Source organism: Providencia sp. PROV109 (assembly GCF_033681625.1).
GTDB classification, from domain to species: Bacteria; Pseudomonadota; Gammaproteobacteria; order Enterobacterales; family Enterobacteriaceae; genus Providencia; species Providencia hangzhouensis.
Map to the genome: position 1 here is coordinate 4,254,354 of NZ_CP096320.1, position 22,311 is coordinate 4,276,664.

Annotated in this window: 39 protein-coding genes; 6 read left to right on the forward strand and 33 right to left on the reverse strand. The window is 43.0% G+C overall.

Annotated features, from left to right (window positions below; genetic code table 11):
- The first annotated feature begins 100 nt into the window (after nt 1-100).
- Nucleotides 101-646: a gamma carbonic anhydrase family protein gene (locus M1F25_RS19690; protein WP_096865182.1), complete on the forward strand. Its 546-nt coding sequence runs from the start codon at nt 101-103 to the stop codon at nt 644-646.
- Here the strand turns inward: M1F25_RS19690 and M1F25_RS19695 are convergent.
- The 5 genes from M1F25_RS19695 to dprA are packed head-to-tail and all read right to left on the reverse strand — an operon-like array spanning nt 622 to nt 3,925.
- Nucleotides 622-882: a DUF1488 domain-containing protein gene (locus M1F25_RS19695; protein WP_112307796.1), complete on the reverse strand. Its 261-nt coding sequence runs from the start codon at nt 880-882 to the stop codon at nt 622-624. The two genes, M1F25_RS19690 and M1F25_RS19695, sit on opposite strands and share 25 nt — an antisense overlap.
- The gene (gene aroE, locus M1F25_RS19700) at nt 879-1,697 is read right to left on the reverse strand and encodes a shikimate dehydrogenase (RefSeq protein ID WP_112307797.1); all 819 of its coding nucleotides are present in this window, start codon (nt 1,695-1,697) and stop codon (nt 879-881) included. Before aroE ends, M1F25_RS19695 begins: the two co-directional genes overlap by 4 nt.
- A 5-nt stretch (nt 1,698-1,702) precedes the next feature.
- Complete coding sequence (tsaC, locus tag M1F25_RS19705) at nt 1,703-2,272, reverse strand: L-threonylcarbamoyladenylate synthase type 1 TsaC (protein ID WP_004265520.1); 570 nt, start codon at nt 2,270-2,272, stop codon at nt 1,703-1,705.
- Between the two features lie 12 nt (nt 2,273-2,284).
- A complete protein-coding gene (locus tag M1F25_RS19710) occupies nt 2,285-2,824 on the reverse strand; it encodes a type I DNA topoisomerase (protein ID WP_036959223.1) in 540 nt (179 codons plus the stop codon).
- A gap of 24 nt (nt 2,825-2,848) precedes the next feature.
- A complete protein-coding gene (gene dprA / locus M1F25_RS19715) occupies nt 2,849-3,925 on the reverse strand; it encodes a DNA-processing protein DprA (RefSeq protein WP_144141316.1) in 1,077 nt (358 codons plus the stop codon).
- A gap of 133 nt (nt 3,926-4,058) precedes the next feature.
- Here dprA and def point away from each other — a divergent pair, with 133 nt between their 5' ends.
- The 5 genes from def to mscL all read left to right on the forward strand — a co-directional run bounded on the left by def (nt 4,059) and on the right by mscL (nt 8,832).
- A complete protein-coding gene (gene def, locus M1F25_RS19720) occupies nt 4,059-4,580 on the forward strand; it encodes a peptide deformylase (RefSeq protein ID WP_004265511.1) in 522 nt (173 codons plus the stop codon).
- A gap of 28 nt (nt 4,581-4,608) precedes the next feature.
- Nucleotides 4,609-5,556 (forward strand): methionyl-tRNA formyltransferase, encoded by a 948-nt coding sequence (gene fmt / locus M1F25_RS19725; RefSeq protein WP_096865177.1) that lies wholly within the window; start codon nt 4,609-4,611, stop codon nt 5,554-5,556.
- A 69-nt stretch (nt 5,557-5,625) separates the two neighbouring features.
- A complete protein-coding gene (gene rsmB / locus M1F25_RS19730; protein WP_136135454.1) occupies nt 5,626-6,909 on the forward strand; it encodes a 16S rRNA (cytosine(967)-C(5))-methyltransferase RsmB in 1,284 nt (427 codons plus the stop codon).
- A 36-nt stretch (nt 6,910-6,945) separates the two neighbouring features.
- The gene (gene trkA, locus M1F25_RS19735; RefSeq protein ID WP_004265502.1) at nt 6,946-8,322 is read left to right on the forward strand and encodes a Trk system potassium transporter TrkA; all 1,377 of its coding nucleotides are present in this window, start codon (nt 6,946-6,948) and stop codon (nt 8,320-8,322) included.
- Between the two features lie 99 nt (nt 8,323-8,421).
- The gene (mscL, locus tag M1F25_RS19740; RefSeq protein ID WP_004265501.1) at nt 8,422-8,832 is read left to right on the forward strand and encodes a large-conductance mechanosensitive channel protein MscL; all 411 of its coding nucleotides are present in this window, start codon (nt 8,422-8,424) and stop codon (nt 8,830-8,832) included.
- Here mscL and M1F25_RS19745 read toward each other — a convergent pair whose 3' ends face one another.
- From M1F25_RS19745 to rplD, 28 genes are all read right to left on the reverse strand, one after another.
- The gene (locus M1F25_RS19745) at nt 8,833-9,033 is read right to left on the reverse strand and encodes an alternative ribosome-rescue factor A (RefSeq protein WP_004265498.1); all 201 of its coding nucleotides are present in this window, start codon (nt 9,031-9,033) and stop codon (nt 8,833-8,835) included.
- Nucleotides 9,034-9,066: 33 nt separating this feature from the next.
- A complete protein-coding gene (zntR, locus tag M1F25_RS19750) occupies nt 9,067-9,483 on the reverse strand; it encodes a Zn(2+)-responsive transcriptional regulator (protein WP_036959225.1) in 417 nt (138 codons plus the stop codon).
- 133 nt (nt 9,484-9,616) lie between these two features.
- Entirely contained in the window at nt 9,617-10,003 is a 387-nt protein-coding gene (gene rplQ / locus M1F25_RS19755) for a 50S ribosomal protein L17 (protein WP_004907152.1), read from the reverse strand.
- A 37-nt stretch (nt 10,004-10,040) separates the two neighbouring features.
- Complete coding sequence (locus M1F25_RS19760; protein WP_004265491.1) at nt 10,041-11,030, reverse strand: DNA-directed RNA polymerase subunit alpha; 990 nt, start codon at nt 11,028-11,030, stop codon at nt 10,041-10,043.
- Nucleotides 11,031-11,055: 25 nt separating this feature from the next.
- Complete coding sequence (gene rpsD, locus M1F25_RS19765; RefSeq protein ID WP_004265487.1) at nt 11,056-11,676, reverse strand: 30S ribosomal protein S4; 621 nt, start codon at nt 11,674-11,676, stop codon at nt 11,056-11,058.
- A 37-nt stretch (nt 11,677-11,713) separates the two neighbouring features.
- Nucleotides 11,714-12,103, reverse strand: coding sequence for a 30S ribosomal protein S11 (rpsK, locus tag M1F25_RS19770; protein ID WP_002919257.1), 390 nt, complete (start codon nt 12,101-12,103; stop codon nt 11,714-11,716).
- Nucleotides 12,104-12,119: 16 nt separating this feature from the next.
- Nucleotides 12,120-12,476: a 30S ribosomal protein S13 gene (gene rpsM, locus M1F25_RS19775; RefSeq protein WP_004907144.1), complete on the reverse strand. Its 357-nt coding sequence runs from the start codon at nt 12,474-12,476 to the stop codon at nt 12,120-12,122.
- A gap of 145 nt (nt 12,477-12,621) precedes the next feature.
- Nucleotides 12,622-12,738 carry a 50S ribosomal protein L36 gene (gene rpmJ, locus M1F25_RS19780; RefSeq protein ID WP_004265484.1) on the reverse strand — a complete coding sequence of 39 codons (117 nt, stop codon included), beginning with the start codon at nt 12,736-12,738 and terminating at the stop codon, nt 12,622-12,624.
- 46 nt (nt 12,739-12,784) lie between these two features.
- Nucleotides 12,785-14,110, reverse strand: coding sequence for a preprotein translocase subunit SecY (gene secY, locus M1F25_RS19785; RefSeq protein WP_004265481.1), 1,326 nt, complete (start codon nt 14,108-14,110; stop codon nt 12,785-12,787).
- A 7-nt stretch (nt 14,111-14,117) separates the two neighbouring features.
- Nucleotides 14,118-14,552, reverse strand: a complete 435-nt coding sequence (gene rplO, locus M1F25_RS19790) for a 50S ribosomal protein L15 (RefSeq protein ID WP_004265478.1) — start codon at nt 14,550-14,552, stop codon at nt 14,118-14,120.
- Between the two features lie 3 nt (nt 14,553-14,555).
- Nucleotides 14,556-14,735 carry a 50S ribosomal protein L30 gene (rpmD, locus tag M1F25_RS19795; protein ID WP_004265475.1) on the reverse strand — a complete coding sequence of 60 codons (180 nt, stop codon included), beginning with the start codon at nt 14,733-14,735 and terminating at the stop codon, nt 14,556-14,558.
- A gap of 6 nt (nt 14,736-14,741) precedes the next feature.
- Complete coding sequence (rpsE, locus tag M1F25_RS19800; RefSeq protein WP_004265471.1) at nt 14,742-15,242, reverse strand: 30S ribosomal protein S5; 501 nt, start codon at nt 15,240-15,242, stop codon at nt 14,742-14,744.
- A 14-nt stretch (nt 15,243-15,256) separates the two neighbouring features.
- Nucleotides 15,257-15,610 carry a 50S ribosomal protein L18 gene (rplR, locus tag M1F25_RS19805; RefSeq protein WP_004265467.1) on the reverse strand — a complete coding sequence of 118 codons (354 nt, stop codon included), beginning with the start codon at nt 15,608-15,610 and terminating at the stop codon, nt 15,257-15,259.
- 9 nt (nt 15,611-15,619) lie between these two features.
- A complete protein-coding gene (gene rplF, locus M1F25_RS19810) occupies nt 15,620-16,153 on the reverse strand; it encodes a 50S ribosomal protein L6 (protein ID WP_181488807.1) in 534 nt (177 codons plus the stop codon).
- Nucleotides 16,154-16,167: 14 nt separating this feature from the next.
- Nucleotides 16,168-16,560 carry a 30S ribosomal protein S8 gene (gene rpsH / locus M1F25_RS19815; RefSeq protein WP_004907134.1) on the reverse strand — a complete coding sequence of 131 codons (393 nt, stop codon included), beginning with the start codon at nt 16,558-16,560 and terminating at the stop codon, nt 16,168-16,170.
- Between the two features lie 29 nt (nt 16,561-16,589).
- Nucleotides 16,590-16,895 (reverse strand): 30S ribosomal protein S14, encoded by a 306-nt coding sequence (gene rpsN, locus M1F25_RS19820; protein WP_004265458.1) that lies wholly within the window; start codon nt 16,893-16,895, stop codon nt 16,590-16,592.
- Nucleotides 16,896-16,907: 12 nt separating this feature from the next.
- On the reverse strand, nt 16,908-17,447 hold the full coding sequence (rplE, locus tag M1F25_RS19825) for a 50S ribosomal protein L5 (protein WP_004265455.1): 540 nt from the start codon (nt 17,445-17,447) through the stop codon (nt 16,908-16,910).
- Between the two features lie 15 nt (nt 17,448-17,462).
- Nucleotides 17,463-17,777 (reverse strand): 50S ribosomal protein L24, encoded by a 315-nt coding sequence (gene rplX / locus M1F25_RS19830; RefSeq protein WP_004265452.1) that lies wholly within the window; start codon nt 17,775-17,777, stop codon nt 17,463-17,465.
- Nucleotides 17,778-17,787: 10 nt separating this feature from the next.
- Complete coding sequence (gene rplN / locus M1F25_RS19835; protein ID WP_004265449.1) at nt 17,788-18,159, reverse strand: 50S ribosomal protein L14; 372 nt, start codon at nt 18,157-18,159, stop codon at nt 17,788-17,790.
- Between the two features lie 175 nt (nt 18,160-18,334).
- On the reverse strand, nt 18,335-18,589 hold the full coding sequence (gene rpsQ / locus M1F25_RS19840; RefSeq protein WP_004265446.1) for a 30S ribosomal protein S17: 255 nt from the start codon (nt 18,587-18,589) through the stop codon (nt 18,335-18,337).
- Nucleotides 18,589-18,780, reverse strand: a complete 192-nt coding sequence (gene rpmC / locus M1F25_RS19845; protein WP_004265442.1) for a 50S ribosomal protein L29 — start codon at nt 18,778-18,780, stop codon at nt 18,589-18,591. The genes rpsQ and rpmC overlap by 1 nt, the downstream gene beginning before the upstream one ends.
- Nucleotides 18,780-19,190: a 50S ribosomal protein L16 gene (gene rplP / locus M1F25_RS19850; RefSeq protein WP_004265436.1), complete on the reverse strand. Its 411-nt coding sequence runs from the start codon at nt 19,188-19,190 to the stop codon at nt 18,780-18,782. The genes rpmC and rplP overlap by 1 nt, the downstream gene beginning before the upstream one ends.
- 12 nt (nt 19,191-19,202) lie before the next feature.
- Complete coding sequence (gene rpsC / locus M1F25_RS19855; RefSeq protein WP_004265433.1) at nt 19,203-19,904, reverse strand: 30S ribosomal protein S3; 702 nt, start codon at nt 19,902-19,904, stop codon at nt 19,203-19,205.
- Between the two features lie 17 nt (nt 19,905-19,921).
- Nucleotides 19,922-20,254, reverse strand: a complete 333-nt coding sequence (gene rplV, locus M1F25_RS19860) for a 50S ribosomal protein L22 (RefSeq protein WP_004265430.1) — start codon at nt 20,252-20,254, stop codon at nt 19,922-19,924.
- 15 nt (nt 20,255-20,269) lie between these two features.
- The gene (gene rpsS, locus M1F25_RS19865; RefSeq protein WP_004265426.1) at nt 20,270-20,548 is read right to left on the reverse strand and encodes a 30S ribosomal protein S19; all 279 of its coding nucleotides are present in this window, start codon (nt 20,546-20,548) and stop codon (nt 20,270-20,272) included.
- Nucleotides 20,549-20,562: 14 nt separating this feature from the next.
- Nucleotides 20,563-21,387, reverse strand: a complete 825-nt coding sequence (rplB, locus tag M1F25_RS19870; protein ID WP_004265422.1) for a 50S ribosomal protein L2 — start codon at nt 21,385-21,387, stop codon at nt 20,563-20,565.
- 19 nt (nt 21,388-21,406) lie between these two features.
- Nucleotides 21,407-21,709, reverse strand: coding sequence for a 50S ribosomal protein L23 (rplW, locus tag M1F25_RS19875; protein WP_004265420.1), 303 nt, complete (start codon nt 21,707-21,709; stop codon nt 21,407-21,409).
- Entirely contained in the window at nt 21,706-22,311 is a 606-nt protein-coding gene (gene rplD, locus M1F25_RS19880; RefSeq protein WP_004265418.1) for a 50S ribosomal protein L4, read from the reverse strand. Before rplD ends, rplW begins: the two co-directional genes overlap by 4 nt.

The following is a 22,311-nucleotide window of genomic DNA, read 5'->3' on the forward strand; positions in this document are numbered from 1 at the left end:
CCTATAATTCTAGCTTTAGCAACCTACTGGCTCATAAATTCATAATGAACCAATGAGTTATTTAACAGCTATCTTTTATTTCTTTTTTATGGTTATCACTATGAACACACTTTTACGTCCTTATTTAGGTATTTACCCTTCTATTAATGCACGCGTTTTCATTGACCCATCTTCTGTTGTAATTGGAGATGTTCGCATAGCTGATGATGTCAGTATTTGGCCTCTTTCTGTTTTACGTGGTGATGTTAACTATATTTCTATTGGTGCACGCACCAATATTCAAGATGGCTCAGTTCTACATGTCACACATAAATCCGCAAGTAACCCTGAGGGGAACCCGTTAATTATTGGAGAAGATGTCACCATTGGTCATAAAGTTATGTTACATGGTTGCACTATAGGAAATAGAGTGCTAGTTGGAATGGGTTCAATTGTTATTGATGGGGCTATAGTAGAAGATGACGTTATTCTTGGGGCTAACAGTTTAGTAACTCAAGGAAAAAGACTCGAATCCGGTTACTTATATACAGGGAGCCCAGCAAAAGCCATCCGAAAATTGACTGATGCTGAGTTAAGCCATTTACGTTATTCAGCGAATAACTATGTCGAATGGAAAAATAACTATTTAGCATCTGATAATATGTAAAGCCCATCGTAATCATCGAGGCCTTGTTCAATCAAGGCTTCAAACTCTTCTTCTATATCCCATCGATACTGCTGAAATAAACTCAAAGGTGTTTCTTCTTTACCATAACGTTGAAATAACAATGACTGAGGAATTGCACATTCCGCAAGCATTCCGCTGATCAACACAGGAAAGCGTACTTGCTTGGATAGCGCATCCCACTCTTCTCTATCAGGGAATTGAATTTGCTGATTCACCCTTTCAATTCCTTATATAAGGCAGATAGAACAGGTGTAATTTCAGGAAGAATGCCATGCCATAGTTTAAAAGAAAACGCGGCTTGCCCTACTAGCATACCTAGGCCATCGGCTATTTTAGTCACTTGATGTTGAGTCGCAAACTCAAGGAAGGGCGTTAATGATGATTGATAAAACATGTCATAGCATGCAACTTGATCGCTAAACACATTTGGATTGATTGCAGGAACCTCTCCACTTACACCAGATGAAGTCGCATTGATAATCAGATCAAAATCAGCAGATACGATCTGTGAGATCTCTTTCCCGCACATTTTACCTAGTGCTGAAAATTCATTAACTAATAATTCAACCTTAGAAAAGGTTCTATTTGTCAAAGTGATATCACAGCCATATTCTAAAAGTGGCAATAATGCTCCACGTGTCGCACCACCAGCACCAATCATTAATATTCGGCTATTTGGATGAACAAACTTTAAACGTTGTAAATCTAACAAAAGCCCCATTCCATCGGTGTTGTCGCCCAACAATCGATTATCATCAAGCTTCATCACCGTATTAACAGCGCCACAAACTTGAGCTCTTGCAGTTAATTCAGAAACAGCCTGAAAAGCACGCTCCTTAAATGGCAAAGTAATGTTTGCGCCCTTTCCACCCTGAGAAAAAAAACCTATTAGACTTTGTTCGAATCCCTCGATTGGTGCTAGGACTTTTTCATATTCAAGGCAAACCCCTGTTTGCTCTGCAAACATTTTATGTATAACAGGTGATTTACTGTGTTGAATTGGATTACCAAAAACCGCAAACATTTCCATCAATATTATCCTTTACGATATAGTTGCCCTGTTTTTGCGTCTCTTATTTCAGATGGGTTTTGACGACCACCAACCATTCCATCAAGAACAGGAATACCCCCGTTGAACTGTGCAATAACCTCCTCAGTTGTCCTACAAGGCTCTAACCCACTTAAATTAGCACTTGTAGATACCAAAGGTTTGCCATAATGACGGCATAATTTTTTTACTAATTCATGGTCTGTAACTCTCACTGCGATGGTATCAAACCGACCTGTCAACCATTTTGGAGTCGTTACTTTTGCCGGGATCACCCATGTTACTGGCCCCGGCCATGTTGCAAACATCGCTTGCTTTTGTTCTTCTGTTAGTTGCTCATCATCTATATAGTCTTTTAATTGCTCGTAGCTATCAGCGATAAGGATTAATCCTTTTTCCCAAGGGCGTTGCTTTAACTCTAATAACTTATATACCGCTGTTTCACTATCAGGGTCACAACCTAAACCAAATACGGCTTCTGTTGGATAGGCAATAACCTCCTCATGTTGTAATGAACTAATAATACTTTCAATTGCAGGTGTAGATATATTTGACATAGTTTTAACTCATTATTCTTCTTGTTGTTTACCGCAGCGTTTGCTGGCACAAAATAATCTTACTCCCTGTCCCCCCCTTTTTTCCATAAGTAATGGATACTCACAATACTTACATTTACCATTAATAGGCTTATTATTTAATATAAACTGACAGTTAGGGTAATTGTCGCAAGCATAAAAAGTCTTACCATAACGCGATTTTCTCTGTAATAAATTCCCTTTTTGGCATTGCGGACAAGAAATTTTAGTTTCATCCGGTTTATCAATTAGCTCAATATGTTCACATTCAGGATAATTACTACAACCAATAAACATGCCAAATCGGCCTTGCTTAAGCACTAGGTCGTGACTACATTTAGGACAATGTTGACCTTCTAATACTTTAATTATATGACTTTCCACCGTAGGTCTTAGCGGTCTCATATAATGACATTGTGGATAACTTGAACAACCTAAAAAAGGCCCATGTGAACTATTGCGGATAACAAGCAAAGAATCGCATTCTGGACAATGTTCATTTTTTTCTGTATCGAAGGGCAGTTGTTTAGACATGTTTTTCTCTACTGTTGCTTTTAACTAAGTTACTCTGGTATACCCACCAGCCCCCGAGCTAACTACCCCATTAATTTCCATCTCAGTTAATATGGTAATAATTTGAGTAACTGGAATTTGGGTTTGTTCTGCAATGACATCTACTGGTGTCGCTTGGTACCCAACCATACCTAAAATTTTATTTTCTACCACATTAAACTCAAGTGGTGCCTGTTCTATAGGTAATTCGGTTTGTATCCAATTTAACCCATCACCTATATGCTGTAAAACATCCTCAGGTTTAGCTAATAGATAAGCTCCCTGCTGTAATAACCAATGGTTGCCATGAAATGCAGAGTTACCTAATGGAGCAGGCAATGTAAATAAGTCGCGGTTTTGCTCTAATGCATACCTAGCGGTTATCAGTGAGCCACTTTTCATCCCTGCTTCGATTACAATAACTGCTTTACTTAACCCACTAATAATACGGTTTCTCTTGGGAAATTGTTTAGGTAATGGTGGTGCATCAGGCCAATATTCTGAAATCAAAGCACCATAATTTTTGATTTTTTCAGCCAATTCAGTATGTTGTCGTGGATAAATATTCGCTAACCCGCTACCTAAAACCGCAATTGTTTCACCTCGATTATCAAGGGCAGCCTTATGGCTTATACCGTCGATACCTAATGCAAGCCCACTGGTGATGGTTATACCATGATGGACAAAGCTCTTCACAAATAGGTTAGTCCATATTCTGCCGTATTCACTTGCTCTACGACTTCCAACTACAGCAATTTGTGGCGTTACCAATAATTCACTTTTTCCCACGACAAATAATAAAAGAGGAGGACGGTAAATTTGCTTTAATAAAAAAGGGTAATGGGAATCACAGAAAGTAATCATTTGATGATGTTTATTTGAAAGCCATGCCTGTACTTTCTCAAGCCGGTGCATAGAGACATTCATAAACTGTAATTGCTGTATTTCATTCAAACCATGATGGTGTAAAGTCTGATAGCTAATTTTATTTAGTTGTTTTAGCTCATTAATTATTCTTACTGCATTCAGAGGTAATAACCTTTTAACCTGTGACATTCTTAACCAAATTTCTTGGATATTCATTATTGTCATCCTGACTCATCAACAAATAGGTTCTTCAGTGAACAAATCATAACCAATACTGTCAATATGAATGAGAAATGTCTAGAATAGTCATTAATTCCCATTCACATTTTGGAAACTGCTCGAAAAATTTATGTCAGTCTTAAACGTATTACATTACCCAGACGAACGCTTACGCACAATAGCTAAGCCAGTAGACAAAGTTGATGCTTCTATACAGCGTATCGTTGATGATATGTTCGATACCATGTATGAAGAAGAAGGTATTGGCCTTGCAGCAACACAAGTTGATATCCACCAGAGAATCATCGTTATTGATGTGTCTGAAACTCGTGATGATCGCTTAGTTCTTATTAACCCTGAATTACTAGATAAATCAGGGGAAACAGGGATCGAAGAAGGTTGCTTGTCTATTCCAGAACAACATGGCTTCGTCCCTCGTGCTGAGCAGGTAAAAGTTCGCGCGCTAAACTATAACGGCGAGTCTTTTGAACTGGAGGCTGATGGTTTATTAGCTATCTGTATCCAACATGAGATGGACCACCTTGTTGGTAAACTATTCGTTGACTATTTATCGCCTTTAAAACGTCAGCGCATCCGCCAGAAAGTTGAAAAGTTAGACAGACTAAGAGCAAAAGAAGCCAAAAATAGCTAATTCGCTACATATAAATAGGGAAATTAACGTGTCAGAGCCATTAAAAATTATTTTTGCGGGTACCCCCGATTTTGCGGCCAAACATTTAGCTGCTCTCTTAGATACTAGACACCAAATCGTTGGCGTCCTCACTCGCCATGATAAACCTGCGGGAAGAGGTAAAAAGTTAACTCCGAGCCCTGTCAAGGTTCTCGCTGAAGAACACCAAATCCCTGTTTTTCAACCAGTATCTCTTAAAGATAGCGAAAACCAGCAGTGGATAAAAAACCAAAATGCAGACTTAATGATAGTTGTTGCCTATGGCCTGATTCTACCGCAAGCCGTTCTCGATATTCCTCGCTTAGGTTGCTTGAATGTTCACGGCTCTTTGTTACCTCGCTGGAGAGGAGCGGCACCAATTCAACGTTCTATTTGGGCTGGTGATACTGAAACGGGTGTGACTATTATGCAAATGGATGCAGGTTTAGATACTGGAGACATGCTTTACAAAGCAATTTGTCCAATTAACCCTAGTGATACAAGCGCCTCGTTATATGACAAGTTAGCAATAATAGGCCCAGAAGCATTAATTCATACTGTTGAAATGCTATCCTCAGGCCAATGCACAGCTGAAAAACAAGATGATTCATTAGCAAATTACGCTGAAAAATTATCAAAAGAAGAAGCTCGCATTAATTGGCAAGATGATGCTGTACATATTGAGCGCTGTATTCGTGCTTTCAATCCTTGGCCAATGAGTTATTTCATGGTTGAAGAACAACTCATTAAAGTTTGGCAAGCTGAAGTACTCGAAGAAGCACATGATAAGCAACCAGGAACAATTATTAGCGCTGACAAAAAAGGTATATGCATTGCCACAGGAAATGGCATACTAAATATTACTCAGCTACAACCGCCTGGCAAAAAAGCAATGAGTGCACAAGATATCCTAAACTCTCGTCGCGAATGGTTTACCCCAGAGCAAGTTCTAGCATAACGAACTTGTAAACTGCCTGATACCTTCAGGCAGTTTTATTTCAGTCACTAATGAATTCATCCTCACCATATGAAAAACACATATAATTTGCGTAGTATCGCGGCAACAGCCATTTTCCAAGTCCTTGATAACGGGCAATCATTAAGCACTGTACTGCCTGACTTACAACGTAATATCAATGATAAAGATAAAGCTTTATTACAAGAAATTTGCTTTGGCGTTTTACGTTATTTACCTAAACTTGAATGGTTTATTAGCCAGCTAATGGAAAAACCATTAACGGGTAAGCAAAGAGCCCTACATTACTTAATTATGGTAGGCATCTACCAGCTACTTTACACTCGTATACCACCTCATGCTGCATTAGCAGAAACAGTAGATGGCGCAGTTGCACTGAAAAAGCCCCAATTAAAAGGGCTTATTAATGGCGTATTACGTTCATTTCAGCGCCAACAAGCACAATTAGAAGAAAGGATTGCTAACAACACTAGCCAATATTTACATCCAAGCTGGTTATTAAAACGCCTACAAACTGCCTATCCAGAGGATTGGCAATCTATTATTGAAGCAAATAATCAACGCCCACCTATGTGGTTAAGAGTAAACTCTCAACATCACACTGCTGCACAATATCTCAACTTACTAGAACAATCTGAGATAACCGCACATTTGCACCCCTCACATCCAAATGCTATTCGGTTAGATGAACCCACCGCAGTATCTCGTCTTCCGGGCTTTGAAGATGGCTGGTCAACAGTACAAGATGTCTCAGCTCAAGGCTGCGCTGAATTGCTAGAACCTCAAAATGGGGAAAGTATTTTAGATTTATGTGCAGCACCAGGTGGAAAAACAACCCATATTTTAGAATTAGCCCCTAGAGCGAATGTTATTGCTGTAGATATCGATGAATATCGTCTTAAAAGAGTGAAAGAAAATCTAATTCGTCTTAAGCAACATGCTGTTGTTATACAAGGAGACGGCACACAGCCTGAAAAATGGGCAAAAGATCAGCAATTTGACCGTATTTTACTTGATGCACCTTGTTCCGCTACAGGCGTTATTAGGCGTCATCCTGATATTAAATGGCTACGCCGTGATTCGGATATAAATGAATTGGCGCAACTACAAGCTCAAATTCTCGAAGCTATCTGGCCTTATTTAAAACCGGGCGGTACTCTACTTTATGCGACATGCTCAATTATGCCCGAAGAAAATGGAAAGCAAATACAAAATTTCCTATCTAAACATAATGACGCCAGTCTAAATGATGGAACCGATGCTGGGTTACAAGTATTACCAAGTACTAATGGTGGTGATGGTTTCTTTTATGCACGCTTAGTCAAAAAAGTGTAGTAAATTGTAGCCAGCTCTCTGAAATAGGAAGATGTAATGAAGATCATTATTCTAGGTGCAGGGCAAGTTGGCGGAACGCTTGCTGAAAATTTAGTTGATGAGAACAATGATATTACCGTCGTTGATACCGATGCTGATCGGTTACGTCAATTACAGGATCAATTCGATCTTCGAGTGGTAAATGGTCATGGCTCTCACCCTAGAGTGCTTCGAGATGCAGGCGCAGAAGATGCGGATATGTTAGTAGCCGTTACCAATTCAGATGAAACTAACATGATTGCTTGCCAAATTGCATATAGCCTATTTAATACTCCAAATAAAATAGCGCGTATCAGAGCAACTGAATATATCCGTGAAGCCGACAAATTGTTTCTGCCTGAACAAATCCCGATTGACTACTTAATATCGCCAGAACAATTAGTTATCGACTACATCTATAAATTAATCCAATACCCTGGCGCCCTTCAAGTTGTAAACTTTGCAGAAGGCAAAGTTAGCATAGTTGCTGTAAAAGCTTATTATGGCGGCTCACTCGTTGGTAATGCACTATCGAGCTTACGCGAACACATGCCACATATTGATACTCGTGTTGTCGCTATTTTCCGTCAAGATAGACCTATTCGCCCTCAAGGCTCAACAATTATTGAAGCGGGTGATGAGGTTTTTTTTGTTGCTTCAACACAACATATCCGAGCCGTAATGAGCGAGCTGCAAAGACTAGAAAAGCCATACAAACGTTTGATGATAGTCGGTGGTGGTAACGTCGGAGCTGGTCTAGCAAGGCGACTAGAAAAAGATTACAGCGTGAAACTTATTGAGCGAAACCAGAAGCGTGCAACAGAACTTGCTGAGTTACTGCATGATACCATTGTATTTTATGGCGATGCATCCGACCAAGAACTACTCACAGAAGAACATATTGAGCAAATGGATGTTTTTATTGCCCTAACAAATGATGACGAAGCTAATATTATGTCTGCTATGTTAGCCAAAAAAATGGGGGCTAAAAAAGCAATGGTTCTTATACAACGCTCTGCATACGTTGAACTCGTTCAAGGTGGGGTGATTGATATTGCGATTTCACCTCAACAGGCAACTATTTCTGCTTTATTAAGCCATGTTAGAAAAGCGGATATAGTCAATGTTTCATCTTTAAGAAGAGGCGTTGCGGAAGCTATTGAGGCAATTGCACACGGTGATGAAAATACGTCAAAAGTTGTTGGCAAAAAAATATCTGAAATTAAACTTCCTCCTGGAACTATTATTGGTGCAATTGTTCGTGAAGAAGAAGTCATTATAGCTAGTGATTACCATATAATTGAACAAGGTGACCATGTCATTATGTTTATTACAGATAAAAAGTATGTACCCGAAGTTGAAAAATTATTTCAACCAAGTCCATTCTTTTTATAAAAATAGTAAATATTTGTAGCTTAATAATTTTAGCGACTATAATTTGTTAACCTAATACATGTTTTGTTTCAATTGAGTTATTTATTAAGGGGTCGTCTAATGAGCTTTTTAAAAGATTTCCGCGAATTTGCTATGAAAGGCAATGTAGTGGATATGGCAGTTGGTATTATTATTGGTGCTGCATTTGGTAAAATTGTATCTTCATTAGTTGCTGATGTCATTATGCCTCCGCTAGGTTTACTAATCGGAGGTGTTGATTTCAAATCATTCAGCGTAGTATTAAAAGAAGCACAAGGTGATTTACCAGCAGTAGTACTAAATTATGGTATGTTTATACAAACCGTTTTTGACTTCGTTATTGTTGCGTTCGCTATCTTTATGGCAATTAAGGTCATGAATAAAGTTCGCCGTGAAAAAGAAGCCGCACCAGCAGAGCCAGCCCCACCATCTAAAGAAGAAGTTCTGTTATCAGAAATTCGTGATCTTTTAAAAGAACAAAATAAAAATTAACTAAAAGGCCAGTGGTAATAAGTAAATAAACCTATTACCGCTGGCCTCCCAGTTAACTGACTTCTTATTTTTTTCTTTTCTTGTGTAACTGCCTTTTCCTTTTTTATTTTTTTCAACTCTTTGGCGAAATAGTGGGTCATGTAGTAATGCTTCAATCGCATTATCTTTAATCTCACCACGTTTATGTTGATATTTACTCATGATATACCCTCATATAATTAGCAGATTGTATAATTAATAAACTTTAGATGCACCTTTTTCTAATATTTCCATAATGGAGCAATAGGTTGTCGCATGTTCTTCTCCACAACATGCTGAACTTAACATCTTCAGCGAATCGCGCATAATAATAAGCTCTTGTATCTTTTTTTCAACTTCAAGTAATCTGAGATCAACAATCTGTTTAGATTCTTGGCAGGTATGATGTTCAGGATCCACTCGTATTGAAAGTAGTTCAGTGATAGCTTCTAAAGTAAAACCTAACTGTTTTGCATAACGAATAAAACGCAGTCGCTGTAGGTCTTGTTCCGTAAATAACCGATACCCGCCTTCTGTTCTTTCTTTATGTCCCATCAAACCTTGTTTTTCATAAAAACGAATCGTATCAGGCGTCACATCTGCTAGCCTAGCAAGTTCACCTATCTTATACATGCTCATAATACTTACCTGTAAATATGGGTTAACCACGAAAAAATCAAGGGAATAAATTTATTTGAAGAAGTAAGAATAGCAGGTACAAAAAAACCGGGCAAATATACCCGGTTTTCTTGAAAGCGACAGCAGATTACTCTGCAGCTGCTTCTTGAGACTCAACAGCACGGTCAACAAGCTCGATGTAAGCCATCGGAGCGTTGTCACCTGTGCGGTAGCCACACTTAAGAATACGAGTGTAACCACCTGCACGAGCTGCGAAACGAGGTCCCAGTTCATTAAATAATTTTGCAACGATCTCGTTATCACGAGTACGTGCGAATGCCAGACGACGATTAGCTACGCTGTCGGTCTTGGCAAGAGTAATCAGCGGCTCAACGACGCGACGCAGTTCTTTCGCTTTAGGCAGAGTCGTCTTGATGATTTCATGACGAACTAAAGAACCTGCCATGTTACGGAACATAGCTTGGCGGTGGCTGCTGTTGCGGTTCAATTGACGACCACTCTTACGATGGCGCATGACCTTATCCTTCTCAGTAAAACCTTAACCTGTGATCTTAATCATCAGCAATACTTGCTGGTGGCCAATTTTCTAAGCGCATGCCCAGAGAAAGACCACGAGATGCCAAGACGTCCTTAATTTCAGTAAGAGATTTCTTACCAAGATTCGGAGTTTTAAGCAACTCAACTTCTGTACGCTGTACCAGATCACCGATGTAGTGGATAGCTTCTGCTTTGAGGCAGTTAGCAGAGCGGACAGTCAATTCCAGATCGTCAACTGGGCGCAATAAGATAGGATCGAATTCTGGTTTTTCTTCTTTAACTTCAGGCTGACGTACATCACGTAAGTCAACAAAAGCTTCAAGTTGTTCAGCCAGAATGGTTGCCGCACGGCGAATCGCCTCTTCAGGATCGATTGTACCGTTAGTTTCCATTTCAATAACTAACTTATCCAAGTCTGTACGTTGCTCAACACGAGCTGCTTCAACATTGTAGGCAATACGCTCTACTGGGCTGTAGCAAGCATCGACTAACAAACGACCGATTGGGCGCTCATCTTCTTCCGAATGAACTCGGGCAGAAGCCGGCACATAACCACGACCACGCTGTACTTTAATTCGCATATTAATAGATGCGCTTTCGTCAGTCAGGTGGCAGATGATGTGCTGTGGCTTGACGATTTCGACATCACCATCATGGATGATGTCGGCTGCAGTCACAGGGCCAATGCCAGATTTATTCAAGGTTAAAATAACTTCATCTTTCCCCTGAACTTTTACCGCCAGCCCTTTCAGGTTGAGGAGAATCTCCAGGATATCTTCCTGTACACCTTCTTTGGTGCTGTACTCATGCAGTACACCATCAATCTCAACCTCTGTCACCGCACAACCCGGCATAGACGAAAGCAGAATACGGCGCAGTGCGTTACCAAGAGTATGGCCAAAGCCACGCTCTAAAGGCTCAAGGGTCACCTTAGCGTGCGTCGAACTCACTTGCTCGATATCTACCAGGCGCGGTTTTAGAAACTCTGTCACAGAACCCTGCATTGTGTCCTCTCTTTGGTGCTAAGCTTTACTTGGAGTAAAGCTCGACGATCAGGTGTTCGTTAATGTCCGCAGACAAGTCAGTACGTTCAGGAATACGTTTGAACACACCTTCCATTTTAGCAGCATCAACTTCCAGCCAAGTTGGCTTCTCACGCTGTTCAGCCAGCTCTAAAGCAGCCTTAATACGAGACTGTTTTTTAGCTTTCTCACGAACGCTGATAACGTCATTCGGGGAAACCTGATAAGAAGCGATATTAACTACACGGCCATTTACCATGATAGCTTTATGGCTAACCATTTGACGTGCTTCTGCGCGAGTTGCGCCAAAGCCCATACGGTAAACGACGTTATCAAGACGACCTTCCAGCAAAGTCAGCAGGTTTTCACCTGTGTTGCCTTTCAGACGTGTTGCTTCTTTGTAATAGTTACGGAATTGACGTTCCAGAACACCGTAGATACGACGAACTTTTTGTTTTTCACGTAACTGGACGCCATAGTCAGACAGACGCGGTTTACGCGCACCGTGCTGGCCTGGAGCCTGTTCTAATTTACACTTGGTGTCAATCGCGCGAACACCAGACTTCAGGAAGAGGTCTGTTCCTTCGCGACGGCTCAGCTTGAGCTTAGGACCCAAATATCTAGCCATTTTCTTTCTCCAACAGTCCTAAAAAAAACGAAACGTATTAAACGCGACGTTTTTTCGGTGGGCGACAACCGTTATGAGGGATAGGAGTCACATCAGTAATATTAGTGATGCGGAAACCAGCGGCGTTCAGAGCACGAATTGTTGATTCGCGACCCGGACCCGGTCCCTTAACCATAACTTCCAGGTTCTTGATACCGTATTCTTTCACGGCTTCTGCGCAACGCTCTGCTGCAACCTGAGCTGCAAACGGAGTGGATTTGCGAGAACCACGGAAACCGGAACCACCGGCAGTTGCCCAACCCAATGCGTTACCTTGACGGTCTGTAATAGTAACGATTGTGTTGTTGAAAGAAGCATGGATATGAGCCACACCGTCTGAGACTTGTTTTCTTACACGCTTACGTGCACGAATTGGTGCTTTTGCCATTATTCAATACCCCGACTTATTTCTTGATCGGCTTACGCGGACCCTTACGGGTACGAGCGTTAGTCTTAGTACGCTGTCCGCGCACAGGAAGACCACGACGATGACGTAAACCACGGTAACATCCAAGGTCCATCAGACGCTTGATGCTCAGGGTAATTTCACGACGTAAGTCACCTTCTACAACGTATTTAGCAACTTCGTCACGCAGCTTGTCGATTTGTTCTTCAGACAGCTCACTGATCTTAACATTTTCAGCAATACCAGTTGCTTCACAGATAGCCTGTGAACGAGTTTTGCCGATACCGAAAATCGATGTTAAAGCGATTACAGTATGTTTATGATCAGGAATGTTAATGCCTGCTATACGGGCCACTATGCACTCCTAAGTTAAAATATACATTACTGTGCTGAAAAGCCCGTTTTCAGGATACTCAAACAATAATGTATCTTAGATAAAAAAGATTGGCTGGCTAATTTAGCCAGCTCAACCCAACTTTGCAAGAAAAAAATGCTTTTTCTTAACCTTGACGTTGTTTATGTCTTGGTTCAACACTACAAATTACACGAACGCTACCATTGCGACGAATAATTTTGCAGTTACGGCATAATTTCTTGACGGAAGCACGAACTTTCATTTTTACTCTCCGTAACTTCTAAGCAAACCATAATCACACTAAATGATTACTTACCTTTCAGGTTTGCTTTCTTCAATGCAGACTCATACTGACTTGACATCATCAGAGTTTGCACTTGAGCCATAAAGTCCATGATAACGACAACCACGATTAAGAGGGAAGTACCACCAAAATAGAAAGGTACTTTCATTGCGTCACGCATGAACTCCGGGATTAGGCAGATGAAGGTAATATATAATGCGCCAACTAATGTTAAGCGAGTCATTACCTTATCAATGTACTTGGCCGTTTGCTCTCCCGGACGAATTCCTGGTACAAATGCACCGGACTTCTTCAGGTTATCTGCTGTTTCTCTCGGGTTGAAAACCAACGCCGTATAGAAGAAACAGAAGAAGATGATCGCAGATGCATAAAGTAACACATATAACGGTTGACCAGGCTGTAAATACATAGAAATTGTAGTCAGCCAGTCCCAGCCAGTTCCATCACCAAACCAAGAAGCTATTGTACCCGGGAATAGTATGATACTGGAAGCAAAAATTGCAGGAATTACACCCGCCATATTCACTTTTAACGGTAAATGTGTACTTTGTGCTGCGTAAACACGGCGACCTTGCTGACGTTTAGCGTAATTAACGACGATACGACGTTGACCACGTTCCATAAACACAACAAAGAATGTAACCGCGAATACTAACACCGCAACCAACAGCAACAGGAGGAAGTGCAGATCGCCTTGCCGAGCTTGCTCGATGGTATGGCCAATAGCCGGCGGTAATCCCGCAACAATACCAGCGAAGATAATGATAGAAATACCGTTACCGATACCTCTTTCAGTTATCTGCTCACCTAACCACATAAGGAACATAGTCCCCGTGACCAAGCTAACAACAGCCGTAAAGTAGAACGGGAGACCCGGATCAATAACTAACCCTTGCATCCCTGGCATATTCGGTAGACCCATTGCAATACCAATAGATTGGAATATTGCTAATACCAGAGTACCCCAACGAGTATATTGGCTTATCTTCCGACGACCTGCTTCTCCTTCCTTCTTAATCTCTGCTAACCGTGGATTAACCACTGATAATAATTGGATGATAATCGATGCCGAAATATACGGCATGATACCCAAAGCAAAGATAGAAGCACGGCTAAGAGCACCACCAGAGAACATGTTAAACATTTCAATGATGGTGCCTTGTTGCTGTTCGAGCAATTTGGCAAGCACAGTGGCATCAATACCAGGGATTGGAATAAAAGAACCAATTCGGAAAACAATTAGCGCACCAATTACAAACAAAAGTCTGCGTTTAAGTTCGCCAGCTCCACCCTTGGCACTTTGAAAATCTAATCCTGGTTGTTTAGCCATCTGTCACTTATTCCTCAATTTTACCGCCGGCAGCTTCGATTGCAGCGCGAGCACCTTTAGTAACACGAAGGCCACGTACAGTAACTGCACGGTTCACTTCGCCAGACAGAATAACTTTCGCATATTCAATCTGGATGCCAACAACGTTCGCGGCTTTCAGTGCGTTCAGATCAATAACATCGCCTTCAACAGCAGCAAAATCAGACAGACGAATCTCTGCAGTGATCATTGCTTTGCGTGAAGTGAAGCCGAATTTCGGCAGACGACGGTATAAAGGCATCTGGCCGCCTTCGAAACCACGACGTACGCCACCGCCAGAACGAGATTTCTGACCTTTGTGACCACGGCCGCCGGTTTTACCGAGACCAGAACCGATACCACGACCTACGCGTTTAGGCGCGTGCTTGGCACCTTCAGCCGGAGACAGAGTATTTAAACGCATCTCTTACTCCTCAACTTTAACCATGTAGGAAACCAAGTTGACCATACCACGTACAGCAGGAGTATCCTCGCGCTCTACTGTATGACCAATGCGACGCAGACCTAAACCGACCAGTGTTGCCTTATGCTTAGGCAGACGACCGATTGAACTGCGAACTTGTGTAATTTTAATAGTCTTAGCCATAGCCGATTACCCCAGAATTTCTTCGACGGATTTTCCACGCTTAGCTGCGACCATTTCTGGAGACTTCATGCTGTCTAAAGCATCCAGTGTTGCACGAACCACGTTGATTGGGTTAGTGGAACCATAGGTTTTAGCCAGTACGTTGCGAACTCCAGCTACTTCTAAAACAGCACGCATTGCACCGCCGGCAATGATACCGGTACCTTCGTGAGCAGGTTGCATAAACACACGAGAACCAGTGTGTGTACCTTTCACAGGGTGGAACAATGTGCCGTTGTTTAGAGCAACGGTTTTCATACTGCGACGGGCTTTTTCCATCGCTTTCTGGATTGCTGCCGGAACTTCGCGCGCTTTGCCGTAGCCAAAACCAACGCGACCGTTACCATCACCAACTACAGTCAGTGCGGTAAAGCTGAAAATACGGCCACCTTTAACGGTTTTTGCTACGCGGTTTACCGCGATCAGCTTTTCCTGCAGTTCGCCAGCTTGTTTTTCGATGTGAGCCATCTTACACCTCTACCTTAGAACTGAAGGCCAGCTTCACGGGCAGCATCTGCCAGTGCCTGGACTCTACCATGATATTGGAAACCAGAACGGTCAAAAGCAACAACAGTGATGCCTTTTTCCAGTGCGCGTTCAGCAATTAATTTACCAACTACTGCTGCTGCATCTTTGTTTCCAGTGAATTTCACTTGCTCATTGATAGCTTTTTCTGTAGTAGAAGCTGCAACCAATGTTTCAGAACCGTTCGGTGCGATAACCTGCGCATAAATATGGCGTGGAGTACGATGTACCACCAGGCGAGTCGCACCCAACTCTTGGATCTTACGGCGTGCGCGGGTCGCACGACGGATACGAGCTGCTTTCTTATCCATAGTGTTACCTTACTTCTTCTTAGCCTCTTTGGTACGCACGATTTCATCGGCGTAACGAACACCTTTACCTTTGTAAGGTTCAGGACGACGGTAAGCACGCAGTTCTGCTGCAACTTGACCAATCACTTGCTTATCCGCACCTTTCAGTACGATTTCAGTTTGTGTTGGACATTCAGCAGTAATGCCTGCTGGCAGTGCGTGTTCAACCGGATGCGAGAAACCTAAAGACAAGCTTACTGCATTGCCTTTGATTGCTGCACGGTAACCAACACCGACCAGTTGAAGCTTTTTAGTGAAGCCTTCGGTAACACCAACAACCATTGCATTACACAGTGAACGAGTAGTACCCGCTTGTGCCCATGCATCATCAAAAGCTTCGCGTGGTGCGAAAGTCAGTTGATTGTCTTCGCTTTTAACTTCAACTGCATTATGGATAGTACGAGTAAGCTCGCCGTTTTTACCCTTAATCGAAATAACCTGACCGTTGAGTTTTACCTCTACGCCGGCAGGAATGACGACGGGTGCTTTTGCCACACGAGACATTCTTTCCTCCCGAATTAAGCTACGTAGCAGAGAATCTCGCCACCAAGACCAGCTTGGCGAGCTGCACGATCAGTCATGACACCTTTAGAGGTAGAAACAACAGCGATACCTAAACCAGCCATAACTTGTGGCAGCTCATCTTTTTTCTTATAGATGCGCAGACTTGGGCGGCTTACACGCTGAATGCTTTCTACAACAGCCTTACCTTGGAAATAACGTAAAGTCAGTTCCAGTTCTGGCTTGATGTCGCCTTCAATTTTAAAATCTTCAATATAACCTTCTTCCTTCAGCACTTTGGCAATTGCCACTTTCAGCTTGGAGGAAGGCATGGTGACCGCAACTTTGTTCGCGGCCTGACCGTTACGGATACGGGTCAGCATATCCGCGATGGGATCTTGCATGCTCATCTGTCTTTACTCCCGTGATTCAAATGGAATTACCAACTTGCCTTTTTAAGGCCCGGGATTTCACCGCGCATAGCGGCTTCACGGACTTTAATTCGGCTCAGACCAAACTTCCGCAGGAAACCGTGCGGACGCCCTGTTTGACGGCAGCGGTTACGCTGACGAGAAGGACTTGAATCACGTGGCAGTGTTTGCAGCTTGAGAACAGCGTCCCAGCGATCTTCATCAGATGCTTTAACATCAGAGATGATAGCTTTCAGTTCTACGCGTTTTGCGAAGAATTTCTCAGCTAATTTAGCACGTTTAACATCACGCGCTTTCATAGATTTCTTAGCCATGAGTACCCTGCCTTACTTGCGGAACGGGAAGTTGAACGCTGCTAACAGTGCGCGACCTTCGTCATCTGATTTCGCAGTAGTGGTGATAGTAATATCTAAACCACGTACGCGATCCACTTTATCGTAATCGATTTCAGGGAAGATGATTTGTTCACGAACACCCATGCTGTAGTTACCGCGACCATCGAAAGACTTAGCGGACAAGCCACGGAAGTCACGAATACGTGGTACAGCAATAGAAATCAGACGCTCAAGGAACTCCCACATGCGTTCGCCACGCAGGGTTACTTTACAGCCGATTGGATAGCCCTGACGGATTTTGAAGCCTGCAACAGATTTGCGTGCTTTGGTGATCAAAGGTTTTTGACCTGAGATCGCTGTTAAATCAGCTGCTGCATTATCCAGCAGTTTTTTATCAGCAATCGCTTCACCAACACCCATATTCAGGGTGATCTTCTCGACCCGAGGGACTTGCATGACAGAAGTGTAGCTAAACTCGGTCATGAGTTTATTAACTACTTCGTCTTTATAGTAATCATGCAGTTTCGCCATCGTATACTCCAAAAATTACTTGATAGTTTCACTGTTAGATTTGAAGAAACGGACTTTTTTTCCGTCTTCGAATCTAAAGCCTACACGGTCAGCCTTACCAGTTGCCGCGTTAAAGATTGCAACGTTAGAAACTTGAATAGCCGCTTCTTTTTCAACGATGCCACCTGGTTGGTTCAGAGCCGGTACAGGCTTCTGATGTTTTTTAACCAGATTGATACCTTCAACGATAACTTTACTAGAAGAAATAACCTGCTTTACTTTACCGCGCTTACCTTTGTCTTTCCCAGTTAGCACGATAACTTCGTCATCACGACGGATTTTCGCTGCCATAGTTCGCTCCTTAGAGTACTTCAGGTGCCAGAGAGATAATTTTCATAAACTTCTCGTTACGAAGTTCACGAGTTACCGGCCCAAAAATACGCGTACCGATTACTTGCTCACTGTTATTATTTAATAACACACAAGCATTACCATCGAAGCGAATGACAGAACCGTCAGGGCGACGTACACCCTTCTTGGTGCGCACCACTACCGCTTTCAGGACATCACCCTTTTTAACTTTACCGCGTGGAATTGCTTCTTTAACAGTAATTTTAATGATGTCGCCTACATGTGCATAGCGACGGTGCGAGCCACCTAGAACCTTGATACACATTACGCGACGTGCACCGGAGTTGTCGGCCACGTTCAGCATAGTCTGTTCTTGGATCATTTTAGTGCTCCGCTAAATGTCAACTACTACTGAGCCACCTCATTATGAAGAGGCCGTTCAAATATACCCATACTACGAGGGCGCGGCATTATAACACCACATCATCGTGTTGGACAGAAAAAAATAAACGGCTCAATCAAAAAGAGCCGTTTATTCATCAAGAAAAGTTATTCTATTACAGAACAGCTTTTTCTACAACGCGAACTAAGGCCCAAGACTTAGTCTTAGACAGTGGACGAGTTTGGCGGATTTCTACCACGTCACCAATTCCACATTCATTGTTCTCGTCATGTACGTGCAATTTAGTCGTACGACGGATGAATTTACCATACAGAGGGTGTTTCACCATACGTTCGATAGCAACAACAATAGATTTCTCCATTTTATCGCTAACTACACGACCTTGCAGAGTACGGATTTTATCGCTCATTACGCACCTGCCTTCTCAGTCAGTAAAGTCTTCACACGTGCGATATCGCGACGCACTTGTTTCAACAGATGAGACTGTTGCAGCTGACCGCTTGCAGCCTGCATACGTAAATTAAATTGTTCACGTAACAGGTTCAAAAGTTCAGCATTCAGCTCTTCAACGCTTTTTTCGCGCAGCTCTTGTGCTTTCATTACATCACCGTCTTAGTTACAAAGGTGGTTTTGATAGGCAGTTTCGCTGCTGCCAGAGAGAATGCCTCACGAGCCAGCTCTTCAGGCACACCGTCCATTTCGTACAGTACTTTACCAGGCTGAATTAAGGCAACCCAATATTCTACGTTACCTTTACCTTTACCCATACGAACTTCGAGTGGTTTCTCAGTGATTGGTTTGTCTGGGAACACACGGATCCAGATTTTACCTTGACGCTTAATAGCACGGGTCATAGCACGACGTGCCGCTTCGATCTGACGTGCAGTCAGACGACCACGGCCAACAGCTTTAAGACCGAAAGTGCCGAAGCTAACATCCGTACCTTGCGCTAGACCACGGTTGCGGCCTTTGTGCACCTTACGGAATTTTGTACGCTTTGGTTGTAACATCAGCGACTCTCCTTACTTGCGGCCTTTACGCTGCTGCTTTTTAGGTTGAGCAGCTGGTTTCTCAGCTTGTTCAACAGCAGCCATACCACCCAGAATCTCACCTTTGAAGATCCATACCTTAACGCCGAGAACACCATAAGTGGTGTGCGCTTCTGAAGTGTTGTAATCGATATCAGCACGTAATGTGTGCAGTGGCACACGGCCTTCACGATACCACTCGGTACGAGCGATTTCAGCACCGCCTAAACGGCCACTGACTTCAACTTTAATACCTTTAGCGCCCAGACGCATTGCGTTCTGTACCGCACGCTTCATAGCACGACGGAACATAACACGACGTTCCAGCTGTGAAGAAATGCTGTCAGCAACTAATTTAGCGTCTAGTTCTGGTTTACGAACTTCGGCGATATTGATTTGCGCAGGAACACCAGCGATATCCGCTACTGTTTTACGCAGTTTTTCAACGTCTTCACCTTTCTTACCGATAACGATACCTGGGCGAGCAGTGTGAATAGTCACACGGATGCTTTTCGCAGGACGTTCGATAACGATGCGAGAGATTGACGCTTTTGCCAATTCTTTATTCAAGTACTGGCGTACTTTGTAATCGCTGTCTAGGTTGTCAGCGAATTCATTGGTGTTCGCATACCAAGTAGAGTTCCAAGGTTTGACAATACCCAGGCGAATACCATTAGGATGTACTTTCTGACCCATTGCTAGTCTCCAGAGTCTCAGCGATCGGACACAACCACAGTAATGTGGCTGGTGCGCTTAAGAATACGATCTGCACGGCCTTTCGCACGCGGCATGATGCGTTTCATGGTTGGACCTTCGTCTACGAAAATTTTCGCAACTTTCAGGTCATCAATGTCAGCGCCATCGTTTTGCTCTGCGTTAGCAATTGCAGATTCAAGTACTTTCTTCACTAAACCAGCAGCTTTCTTGTTGGTGTAGGTCAGAATTTCCAGAGCTTGCGACACTTTCTTACCGCGAATCAGGTCGGCAACTAAGCGAACCTTCTGGGCAGAAGAACGAGCGTGGCGATGCATAGCTAAAGTTTCCATCTCTTCCTCCTATCCTTAACGTTTCTTAGCTTTCTTATCTGCCGCGTGGCCGCGATAAGTGCGAGTCGGTGCGAATTCACCCAGTTTGTGACCAACCATTTCGTCGGTTACAAAAACTGGAACATGCTGACGACCATTATGGACAGCGATGGTCAATCCGATCATATTAGGAAAGATCGTTGAACGACGGGACCAAGTCTTAAGAGGCTTCTTGTCTCCGCTTTCCACCGCTTTCTCTACCTTCTTCAGCAAGTGCAGGTCAATAAAAGGACCTTTCTTGAGAGAACGTGGCATGGTTTATCCTCTAATTATTTTTTAGAACGATGACGTACGATGAATTGATCAGTACGCTTGTTACTACGAGTTTTCTTACCTTTGGTTTGAACGCCCCATGGTGTTACTGGGTGTTTACCAAAGTTACGGCCTTCACCACCACCATGTGGATGGTCTACTGGGTTCATCGCAGTACCGCGAACGGTAGGACGAACACCACGCCAGCGGCTAGCACCAGCTTTACCGAGAACACGTAACATATGTTCAGCGTTACCAACTTCACCAAGAGTTGCACGGCAATCAGCTAAAACTTTACGCATTTCACCAGAACGCAGACGTAATGTGACATAAGCACCATCACGAGCAACGATTTGAGCGTAAGTACCTGCTGAACGCGCTAACTGTCCACCTTTACCTGGTTTCAGTTCGATGTTATGAACTGTAGAACCAACAGGGATGTTGCGCATCGGCAGTGCGTTACCAGCTTTGATTGCTGAATCAACACCAGATTGAATCTGGTCGCCAGCTTTCAGGCCTTTTGGTGCAAGAATATAACGACGTTCACCGTCTTTATATAGAACCAGTGCAATGTTCGCAGAACGATTTGGATCATATTCCAAACGCTCAACAACTGCAGGAACACCGTCTTTGTTGCGTTTAAAGTCAACTAAACGATAATGCTGCTTATGGCCACCACCGATATGACGGGTAGTGATACGGCCATTGTTGTTACGACCACCGGATTTGCTGTTTTTTTCTAACAGCGGAGCATAAGGTTTACCCTTATGCAGCTCAGGGTTAACCACTTTAACTACGTGGCGACGGCCCGGAGACGTAGGTTTACATTTAACAACTGCCATTGTTCTTTACTCCTCCGACTTACTCAGCACCGCTAATGAAGTCCAAATTTTGGCCTTCTTTCAGCGTGACGTAAGCTTTTTTCCAGTCGCTACGACGACCGAAACGCTGACCGTGGCGTTTAGTTTTGCCTTTAACCAGCAAAGTGTTAACACCTTCAACTTCAACTTCAAACAGTTTCTGTACAGCAGCTTTGATTTCTGCTTTAGTCGCGTCTTTCGCAACTTTGAGAACGATGGTATTGCTTTTTTCCATCGCTGTAGAAGCTTTTTCAGATACATGCGGCGCGCGCAGTACTTTTAGCAGACGTTCTTCACGGATCATGCCAGCATCTCCTCAACTTGCTTCACAGCATCAGCAGTCATAACCACTTTGTCGAAGGCGATCAGGCTAACCGGGTCAATACCTGCTGCATCACGAACGTCAACCTTATACAGGTTACGCGCTGCTAAAAACAGATTTTCATCTAATTCAGCAGTGATGATCAGAACATCTTCCAGAGCCATATCTTTCAGTTTCTGTGCCAGCAACTTAGTTTTAGGTGCTTCAACAGAGAACTTCTCGACAACGATCAGACGATCTTGACGTACCAACTCAGAGAGGATGCTTTTTAAAGCACCACGGTACATCTTCTTATTAACTTTTTGACTGTGGTCCTGTGGTTTAGCTGCGAAGCTAACACCACCAGAGCGCCAAATTGGGCTCTTTACTGAACCAGAACGTGCACGGCCAGTACCTTTTTGACGCCATGGTTTTTTACCTGAACCAGAAACTTCAGCACGAGTTTTCTGAGCACGAGTACCTTGACGAGCACCAGCTGCATACGCAACAACTACTTGGTGAACAAGCGCTTCATTGAAATCACGCCCGAAGGTAGTTTCGGAAACAGTCAGCGCGCTTTGCGCGTCTTTCATTACCAATTCCAT